Source organism: Bacteroidia bacterium, assembly GCA_023228875.1.
Classification (GTDB): Bacteria; Bacteroidota; Bacteroidia; order NS11-12g; family UBA955; genus JALOAG01.
Map to the genome: position 1 here is coordinate 1 of JALOAG010000028.1, position 10,335 is coordinate 10,335.

General features: G+C 33.2%; 8 protein-coding genes. 2 read left to right on the forward strand and 6 right to left on the reverse strand.

The genetic code is table 11. The annotated features are described in order from the left end of the window. Together M0R38_12100 and M0R38_12105 are read right to left on the reverse strand one after the other, a co-directional pair. The coding region (locus M0R38_12100) for a cell filamentation protein Fic (GenBank protein MCK9482474.1) at window positions 1-596 on the reverse strand (596 nt) is incomplete at its 3' end. 1,054 nt (window positions 597-1,650) lie between these two features. Then, a complete protein-coding gene (locus M0R38_12105) occupies window positions 1,651-2,043 on the reverse strand; it encodes a winged helix-turn-helix transcriptional regulator (GenBank protein ID MCK9482475.1) in 393 nt (130 codons plus the stop codon). 431 nt (window positions 2,044-2,474) lie between these two features. On the opposite strand from M0R38_12105, the gene M0R38_12110 reads away from it, so the two are divergent. Then, a complete protein-coding gene (locus M0R38_12110) occupies window positions 2,475-3,650 on the forward strand; it encodes a plasmid pRiA4b ORF-3 family protein (GenBank protein ID MCK9482476.1) in 1,176 nt (391 codons plus the stop codon). 6 nt (window positions 3,651-3,656) lie between these two features. Here M0R38_12110 and M0R38_12115 read toward each other — a convergent pair whose 3' ends face one another. Next, the gene (locus tag M0R38_12115) at window positions 3,657-4,166 is read right to left on the reverse strand and encodes a hypothetical protein (protein ID MCK9482477.1); all 510 of its coding nucleotides are present in this window, start codon (window positions 4,164-4,166) and stop codon (window positions 3,657-3,659) included. 290 nt (window positions 4,167-4,456) lie between these two features. Between M0R38_12115 and M0R38_12120 the strand changes: the two genes are divergently transcribed. Further along, the gene (locus M0R38_12120; GenBank protein MCK9482478.1) at window positions 4,457-5,326 is read left to right on the forward strand and encodes a sce7726 family protein; all 870 of its coding nucleotides are present in this window, start codon (window positions 4,457-4,459) and stop codon (window positions 5,324-5,326) included. A gap of 142 nt (window positions 5,327-5,468) precedes the next feature. Here the strand turns inward: M0R38_12120 and M0R38_12125 are convergent, their stop codons facing one another. The 3 genes from M0R38_12125 to M0R38_12135 all read right to left on the reverse strand — a co-directional run bounded on the left by M0R38_12125 (window position 5,469) and on the right by M0R38_12135 (window position 9,891). Further along, window positions 5,469-8,651, reverse strand: a complete 3,183-nt coding sequence (locus tag M0R38_12125) for a DEAD/DEAH box helicase (protein MCK9482479.1) — start codon at window positions 8,649-8,651, stop codon at window positions 5,469-5,471. Beyond that, on the reverse strand, window positions 8,648-9,445 hold the full coding sequence (locus M0R38_12130) for a hypothetical protein (GenBank protein ID MCK9482480.1): 798 nt from the start codon (window positions 9,443-9,445) through the stop codon (window positions 8,648-8,650). The genes M0R38_12125 and M0R38_12130 overlap by 4 nt, the downstream gene beginning before the upstream one ends. A 125-nt stretch (window positions 9,446-9,570) precedes the next feature. Further along, window positions 9,571-9,891, reverse strand: a complete 321-nt coding sequence (locus M0R38_12135; protein ID MCK9482481.1) for a hypothetical protein — start codon at window positions 9,889-9,891, stop codon at window positions 9,571-9,573. Window positions 9,892-10,335 lie beyond the last annotated feature (444 nt).

Genomic DNA, 10,335 nt, shown 5'->3' on the forward strand with positions numbered 1-10,335 from the left:
CGGCGAATTAGCTGTGGAGGATAACCTTTAACAATCTCTTCACATCGATTTTGAATAGCTGCAGAATCCAACTCTAAGAGCTTTTCTGTCTTCCTAACAACTGGGCAAAAGGATCGGGGTCCGAGAAGGTTGTTCACTACCCGATGGCGTGTGGATCGTTCCCCATTCTGAATAGTGAAGTATTCATTAGTTTCCAGTGCATTAATATAATTGCCACTGTTCATATCATCAATAGGAAGGTGCTTTCCTAATAAAAACTCATAGAAAAACCAGATCCTTCGAGCATACTTGCCAGTGGGTTTTGATGTTATATATTTGATGAGTTCTTCAACAGGTATCTTCTCAAAAATTTGTGCCAGCAAGGTTAGATTTACCCCATCATATTTGATTGCAAACTCTAGGTGGTCACTAATCGTCTCTCCAGGCCAATATTGGTTTCTGAACATCTCATCTACAAAACCATCCTCTATTTTTGAAAAGTGTGTACCAGTAGAAGAAACTGTCGATCTATGCCAGTTGGGAATACTTACTATTCCAAGTTTTTCAATGAGATATGAATATCCTGCAAATCTATTGTCAGAAACAAGTATTTCCATGGTCAAACCTCATTAAATTGGTATTATGGTGTAAATATAAGTACAAAACACCGCCATGTCAACAAATATTAATATTTATGACCACATTGCTGTATTTTTCATTATTTAACACCGCTAACAAACTAAAACACTTACAATCCTGTAAATTTGATTATTTAGAGACCTGCAATTTTAAAAATAGATGTATATTCAATTTTTCTCTTTGCATTTAACAATCCCTCTTAGATTTGTGACTAAGTAACGACAACAAAAATTTACAAAAAATAAAGTTCTACAACTATATTGTTAGTTTTAGAGGGGCAGAAATAAATAACTTTATCAGTAAGGTTTACATAAATAGAAGTCCCATCAAGAGAGTTGTTTACAACGCACTTTTAAACCTGTTTCCACGTCCCAAATCCATTGTAATTCTGAATCAAGCTAGCAAATGGGGATGTATAAGGATAATATTTATAAATTATGAAGCAATTATTCTTACATACCACAGGCCTGTAACAAATATCATTAGATTCTTCCATATTTTTACAAAAACTATTACTTTTTAGTGCTTGTCAGTAAAAGTACATATGCTTCTACCAAGTTGATTATCTATAAATACCAATACACACCTTTCTTTCCCTTTTTGTTTCTAAAGGGAATATTTTACTTTGATCGAGTGTAAGCTTCAACTCGTCTCCAGTTCCTTAGCCCACTAATAGCTGTAATACTATTGTTGTTGTAATAAAAACTCCTTTCTAACAAGCTAATATTAGAGTTAGTTTGTTGCTAACCTCCTTGCTCTTTTATAATAAACTTTCCCCCATTAAAATATGCTTCACCAATTTGACTACTAATATCTGACTAAAATTAGTAAATCTAATCCATTAACTTTATTTTGTGTTATCTCTAATAAACGTTACCTGTTCATCCTTTTTGTTTCTTCTTTGAGCATACCTTAACATCATATTTTGGTTGAGGTAATCACCTTTGAAAAGCTTGTTGAGATATAGGGGTGAATATAACAATTTTTTTATAAATACACAGGCTACTTTTCCTTAAGAAACCCTTAGTGCTATTAACTCTCTCTTATTTTTATTTCCCAATATCCATATCGCTTACCCCCTTTGCGTTCAATAACTCTCTTTTCGACCATATCAGACATTGTACGCTTTATAGTGGCAAGAGAGACTTCAAGCTGCTGTGAAAGCTTGGTTTGGTTGATGTGGGGATTCTTTTTTATCTGCGAGAGTATCTTTATTCCCAAAGTATCATCCAAAGTATCATCATGAGACTTTGGAACTTTGGGAGGACCAACTGTTGAGGTAGCTGCCTCATGTAAAGGAACAATGATTCTGAACACATCCCCTTCACTGAAAGTTGGTTCAGCACCGCTATACAACTTTGTATATTTATATGTATTGCGCATTCCTGAACCTAACTCATCTGCCAAGCCAACTTCACGAAACACTTTTGAAATCGGAGGATTCTTGGGAAATGGTTCGAAGGCAGAGGGATCCAAATTCCCGAAGCCATGAGAGCGATTACCATTTTCAGTAAAAATACGATCTTTCTCAATGACAAATTTTGCAACATAGGCATTTGCATAATCTCTGTGCGCAAGCGAGTTAGATACAATCTCACGAAGGATTTTATCTCTGGCGCTGATACTCTGTATCCCTTCTGTGACAAAAAGGTCATTTAATTGTTTCTTGCAAAAGTAATCTTAATTTAGCAAATCATAGTAACTGAAAATGATTGTCGCAACCTCTTTTTTGAAATAGTATTGTTTTGATGACACCTCTTCACAGCTGTGTTATACATTTAAGAAAAGTAAAGATTAGTTAAGGTGTCTGACAACACCAGATTTTAACTATAAAAAAGAAGAAAGGAGTTGCTGGTTTGCCAAATAAAGAAAAAACAAATTCCTCTGAAAAAATAATCCCTTATGCTATGCATTTGCATTTGGAACTCCTAGGTAGTCATCTTCGTTCTATGTCAACAGAAGAAGCTGATATACTCTTTAAATATGGGAAAGTTAAAAAATCAATCTCTAGAGATATTATTGTCCCCTCTTCATTAACTTTGCACCAACTCCACTACCTAATCAACGTTGCTTTTGGTTGGACTAATAGTCATCTTCATAATTTCCAACTTCCAAAGCCATTGTTTGAAAAACTAACTGAAGGAAAATTTTTGGATATTGCACCAATCTTTGGTTACTATCTTCAATTTCCCAACTCCACCTTTGACGATGCTTTTTGGGATGATGATTACGATGGGAGTACAAAGCCAAGGACATGGATGCGCTCTAAGTATATTAAAAAGTACAGGTATGGGGGATACAGCCAGTACTGGATCGAAAATCAGACAGAGATAGCTGACTTAGTTAAAAAGGTGCCTATACTAAATGTACATCCATTCCATTTACAAAATGAGGTTAAACCAAGAACAGTTAAAATTGAAGATGCAACTTTATCTGATATCTTAGGGGCAATCTATTATGAATATGGAACACCAGATCAGCTAAAAGAGAGTCTACAACTACATGAGATTCTTTCTCTTAAACCAATCGATATACAAAAGGCTAAAGATAATGTTTTAGCTGTAGATAAACTTACTTTAGGGTTATACAAGTATTATCGTGATATTGTTCTTAGTGAGGAAGATAAAGAAGAGATAGAAAATGTAGTTGAATATATACAAGCTCGGAGGAAAATAGAAAAACTTCAAAAAGAGTGTGAGCAAGAAGAAGTTGTGCCAATTACTCAAAAGCTTCTTTATAGTTACGATTATGGAGATGGGTGGGAGGTGGAAATTTCATTGGTTAAGGAGTTTGGTAAGAATAATAAAGTTGTAGAGGATGAAATTGCAGCTAAGGTGATTAGCAATCGTAAACCAATATATATCGCCAAAGATGGGTTAAACGTATTAGATGATTGTGGCAATGTCCATGGTTATATTGATATGCTTGAGACTATTTATGAAGGAGATAGATACGAAGCTTTAGATATGAAAGAATGGGCTAAATGGCAAGGTTGGACAGCAAGGGACACAAGCCCAAACAATTTAGTGTGATTAGATTCACACTAAGGTAAATTGCTTTAGTTCAGCTCGCACTCCATATCCATCATCCAATAGTAATCTATTTGCTATTTGTTGAACGTAATTTTTATCATCGCACTTTTTAGCAAAGGTGCAAAAAAGATTATAAGCTTGGTTTGAAAATAGCAAATTAAACTCGAAATCTAGCTCCGTAGTAGATTCAAAGGCCCAAGAATCAACAAGATAAAATGTTTCTAACAACTTAAGGGCAACCTTTGGATCCATTTGAATAGGATCTAAGAGATCTAAAGCTCGCCTAAGTATTTCTAGTATTTGTTCACCCCCTAAGAGGTCCTCTTGAAAAGTAACTTTTTTAATGTAGTTCTTAAAAAGGTTAATTCGCTCTTTTTGTGTTGCTATTAATCCATTAACTAAAAGAGATGCAGAATATGACTCTTGAGCTAAGAGCAAAATTGCATCAACTAAAACACTTTTATCAAGAGCCATCAATTTCTCTTTGGCATGGTTGTACTCTACTACGGTTTCCATAATACCACTACTTTCTTTTAAATTTAAATTCAATCAAACTCAACCATATAAAATAAATTATCTCTTAACAATCATCCTTAAATATATTTAATTTCCAGATTATAGAAATCTACTAGATATGCTTTTTCATCAGTGACATTTGGTATAAAATTTACAACCACTGAACTTAGAGTAGTTCACCTTCAAAAGTAGATTCAAATTTAGTGAGATTATCTTCTGCCGTAATAACTCTTTATTTTTGCTTTTATATTTTTTATAATAAAGACAGTTATTTGTTTAGGATTGGTTTTATGAAATTGGTTGAAGAGCAATTGCTAGAAGAGATTGAAAAAACTACCTCTTTAGCTGAAATAGTAGATGCTACTAAATATCTTAATGAAAACTATAGTTTATTTTCAACAGATTCTATCTTATGGGACCATCTTAAGGTTGCTTTTAACCACAAACATGAAACTTTATTTAATAGATATTCTAATCAGCTCATTGCAAATAAGTTAATAAGCCTAATTTTACTAAAATACTACCCTTCTGAAAGGGTGATTAAGCATGCATTAGTCGATTTCCTAAAGACTGACCAAGACACAATATTATTTGAAATGCCAATATTAAGTAGCAGAGTTGATATTGGTCGAATTAATAAAAAATCATATGCCTATGAGATTAAAACAGAATTAGATTCATTAAATAGAATTGAAAAACAAATCAATGATTATTCACAAGTTTACGAATATGTTATTTTAGTTATCGCTCCTGTATTTTTAGATGAGGTTTTGACTTTCGTGCCAGATTATTGTGGTATATGGGTATACAATCATAATAAAGAATCTAAGAAAATAACATTTTCTAAAAAACGCTCTCCAAGAAAATCTCCTTTGCTTAACTCTAATTCGCAATTAAATAATTTATCTCAACATTCCCTTAATTTGATACTTAAAAGCAAAAACATTAAAAATATCCCACTAAGAAAAGAGGATAAAATCGAACTAATTGAAGATTTATATAAACCAAGAACCATAAATACTAAATTTAAGGTTTTGACTAAACAAGCATATAAGAACAATTGGGACTTTATAGTAGAAAACTACTCATCTATTTTACCAATAGATGTCCAAACTTTTTTCAATAATCCTATTGATCCCAATTTAGCTTATTTTAAGTAAAGCATATATTAAACACTCTCTTCATCTAAAGTGTAGATATAGTGACTCATTTTATACTAACAACTTTTAAAACGTTGGAAATAATAAGCTTGCACTCATAAATTACAAAAGAATGTTTTTTAATTGAGAATAATATCTCAAGTTATTTTTCAGGTGGTAAGCCTTCAAAGATTCTCCAAACCTTGCGGTAAACTTTCCCTTTATCATTATCTTTCATAGCCTTTTGCCAATCAGATACAGTAAGCGTCGAAAGTTTTTTACGTAATATTGGTAAAGGTTCTTTAATATTATCTTTCATCAATTGGGCTATACCTTTAGCAGCGCTCCTAGGAACACCAAGCAACCTAAACAATATTGCATCATCACTATCAACACCATAAAATGCCATTGCGGGTAAATTGCTAAGACTCTCCATCTTGTTTTCATCAATAGAACCACCAGTAATTGCTAACAATGCAGATAAACCCCAAGATACCGTTTGAGTAAGAGAACCGAATAAATTTTTTCCACACTCTGTGATTGCTTTAACCTCATCATATTTTTCCTTTTGAAAAAACTTGGTTGCAATTTCGTATACTGGGGCTCCTTTAACCCACTCCTTTATTATTAGTGCGAGTGTGTCCCCCTCTATGTTTGATTTACCAATAACTTCTTTAAAATTATCCCTTAATTCAGGAACTGAGAGTAAAATACCCATCATATCTTTTAGAGTTTGATCATCTGCCTTATAGAGAGTAGAGCTATCCCATGAATTAGCATCTATGTTTCCTTTTGACATTAAAATGGAGTTTATGCTATCTAAAGAGAAACCGGTACTATCAACTAACTTAAGGGGTTGGCCTTTGCGTTGCAGATAAGTTGTGTAGTTCTTAATGCCTGCAAGCAATTTATTAGTAAGTTCTACGTTCTGTTCTCTTAATGTTTTAAATCCCCATGTCCCTCGTAAAATTTGTTCAACCTCTTCATTAAAGTTTTCAGGTTTCCCCATTTGATTATAAGTATGGGCTAAATATTGAAGAAAACTTGACCATTGCGGCTTATTATACATTACACTTCCCAAATCACTAAGCTTCTCTTGTGCCTCTAATACAAGTTTAACCAAAGCTGAATTTAAACTTGAAGTTTGCCTGTTAATATATTCTTCTAAGTCTCGTTCCTCATTCTCATCATCAGCAACTAATGCGACAAAACCAAGCTGGCTATGTTGTACTCTACCTGTCCTACCCGCAATATTCCAAAAATCCTCAGTAGGCATTTCAAAAGCACCACTTGGAGTAAAATATTTATTTGTAATCATGACGACACCTGATGCAGGGAAATTTACCCCTTGGGCAATACTAGTTGTTGCTACAATGAATTTTAATTTCTCCTTTTCAAAAAGGTACTCAACTAGCACTCGAACTTCTTCAGGCAACCCAGAGTGATGAACTCCAATCCCAAACTCAAGTAGTTCTATTAAAGGAAAACTTTCTCCCAACTCAAGTCGTAAATAGTCTTGCAACAGTCTTATTTCAGGATCAATTACCTTCATTCTATTTTCTTCTATCTTTAATCTTTGTGCAGTAGACCAAACCCAGTCAATCTTGTTGTGTATTATTATTACTGGGCCTCTGTTTTGTAGATATTGAGCAGCTATGGACCCAATACTGCTTTTAGAGTCAACTTTTGAAAATGTAGATGCAATTTCTTTAACTTTTGGAATTATTAAAAGTTCGTCAATATTTAATGTATTTTTATTTGTATGCAAAGTACGAAAATTTAGTTCATAATCAAAACTTCTCTTATTGAGTGCTTTACCTTTAACCTTTGTAACAGTTCCGATCACTCGATCATTAGGCTGCCAATCAACTGAAAGACTTATATCTGTTGAACTCTCTTCTCCTAACCACTTTGCTACCTCGTAAGCATTTTCAATAAATGGTGTTAATAATAAAAACTGAGCATTTTTGCACTCTTTATTTATGGTTGCTAATAGGAGTTCTAATTTAAGGCCCCTGTTATAATCTTGGATGTTGTGAGCCTCATCTACAACTACTAATGTTAATGGTCTTCCAATTTTCTCTTCCCAACCTTGGCGAAGCATTAAATCAAGCTTTTCTGGTGTTGTAACTAAAACTCTAAATTTTGATAATTCTTCAGATTCTTCCAACAAGTTAGTTTCTGCTACATCTATATCTAAAATAGGGCTAACTTTCTCAACAATAACTGATAAACTTTCAAAATCTCTTCGCAAATCTCTAGAAACTTGATTAACTAAAGCTCTTGTTGGTGCAAGATAGGCAATCCATCCTTGTTCTTGTTCAAATTGGTTTATTGCTTGTAAAATTCTGAATTGAGCAATCATAGTTTTCCCACTAGAAGTTGGCAAGCTAACTACCACAGAACGGCGACTAGAGCCCAAAAGCCCTTTTTCAGCTAAAGCAATACGCTGAGGTGGCAATACGTCAAATAAAGCTTTATCACCTCTTCCCCTATCAACGAGAGTTTTTACAAACTGTGAAACCTTTGTATTAACAGCACGCGTTACAGTCCAAATAGAATTACTAACCATTTGATTTGCACAAGCTTTTAATAAGCGCACCATTAACTCAAGTTTCACTAATTGGGCATGGTTACAAACTTCTAAAGCACGTTCAAAATTTGTATCAAGAAGTTGTCTTATTTGATAGTTTCCCTCAACCACCCCATCAGTAATATAAACTGCCATTGTTTCAGCAGCTTTAGCTAAATGGTATAGTCCTACCAATTCTAAAGCAGCAACTTCAGCATGCGATTTCTCCAATTTTTCTAGATATTCATTTTCATATAATTCTTGTTGTTTTCGTAAATCGGAAATTCTTTGAAGAGTGTTATCTCTATCTTGCCACCCTTGTTTTCTTATTAGCCTCAACCAAGTATCAATAATAGTTGCCCAAGTTTTATCTCTCCAAGAGTCAAATGAGGAAATAGAAAACCAAGACTCTTGGCGTAACATTTTTGAAGCATCAAAGCTGTTATCACCTATCACAGATAAGCAAGAAATTCTAAGCAACTGGTAAGCATTATCTATAGGAGTCTCAGATCTGGGCAAAATGTTTAATAAGTCGTAAGCATCTTTAGCGCATTCTCTTATCACATTTAAAGTTTCTTGGTTGTTATTACTATTTGAAGATAGCTCTAAAACTACTAGTTCAAGAGCACTGGCTATTTCTTTTATTAGGGATATTTCAGAGGAGTTTAATTGATAATTATAACCTTCCATCTCATTATAAATTTTTACTTTTGTTCTTATTTTTAGTGCTTTGTTTCTTTTATCTAAGATGTTATCTAAAAGCCAATGGCTCATAACTCACCCCTCTGAGATACCTTATTTGCTAAGTGCTTTAAATCCCAAGGAAGATATAGTGCTATCAAGTTACACTTAGTTGGAAGATTAATTTCATTACGCAACTTATTGCCAAGCTTAGAAAGATCATTCTCATCCACTTCTGTATCTCTAACTAAAACACCAACCATCAGAAAATGCTTACTCTCTGATTCAACATAAGTTAAAACTGCATTTTGATAACTTTCAAAAAAGTCGGTGTTCTTTACTCGGAAATAGAGCCATTTAATCAAGTTAAACTTTGCATCCTCTTCCTTTATTATAGAATCTAGTTGTCCTCCCATATGTTCTTTTTTATTTGACATTACTTGTGGTGGATATTTTTTTTCTGACGAACTTTTTACTTCCCCAAATACAAACATCCATTTATTTTCTCTTTCATAAAGTCCTACAATATCAGATCCTGCTAAATTGGCACTAGGATTTTTATAGTCTCTTACATTACTCCAAGGGAAAACGATTTGTTGTTCCATTTCTAAAAATGTTTCTGCCAATGCTTCACTAACTTTCCAACCAGGTAGTGCTGAATTATTTACTGATAAGTAATTTTTTATGTTGTTAGAACTAAGCCCTGTAATAGAAAGGCTATTAATAAAACCAATAAACTTATCTCTACCAATCTTATCTATAACTTTATTGGCAACTTCTACTTTTAAAAACTTATCAAACTTCTCATTATCATCAAACTTTTTCCCTCTCCATGTTACACACTCATCAAAATTTTCAAAAACATAGTAGCCTAATTCTAAATTCACAGAAAATCTCCACATTTAATTAAAGAAACTTTGTTACATCTATAAAAACTTCCAACTTGTTGCAGTTGCTTGAGAGAAAAATCAGTTTAATTATATCCTAATGGAATCACCTTTATTTAGCAAACTTAATTTATTTTTGTGTTGTCTTTAATAAACTTAACCAGTTCTTCCTCTTTGTTTCTTCTTCGTGCATACCTCAACATGCCAGTTTGATTTAGGTAATACTTATTAAACATCGTTTCAATTGCTATAGGGTAATCACCTTTGAAAAGCTTTAGGTACTTGTTTGCAAACATATCTACTATCAATTTCTCTAAAGGTACCTTATAAGACTCTTCATCAGATTTTGGAGCTTCAGTTACAAGACGATCTATTAAAATCCCATCATCAGTGCCATATTGTGTTATCTTTTTAATACTGGGTTCTAGTAGTATTTTGCCTGGCATTTCGTCTATTAGGGATGAGAAAACAAAATCCACTCCATCTTTCTCTACTTCTAAAAAGATATAATTATGCGATAGTTGGTGATTGAAAAATTAATTAAGCCAAGATAACTCCCAAACCCTGTAGGAGAGTAAAGGAAATTGTTTTTGCATATGCTTAATAACTTTTTCAGCTACATTAGAATAAACTCCACTAAAAATGGATTTTTTTTATTATTTTTATCAACTTTTTTATATTGATTGCGTCCAGCTCTTACTAATAGATTAGAATCATACAGTGTTTCGATAAGATATCTAAGTTGAGTTTCTTTAAAAGAAGGTTGTAACCGTCAAATCGTCGCCCCTATGAAATAGCTATTGCCTCTGCCACTATTGTGTTGGAGGTAATTATGGCTAAAAAGCAATTCTCCCATGAACAACGGATCTCTTACGTACGAGAATGTTTGA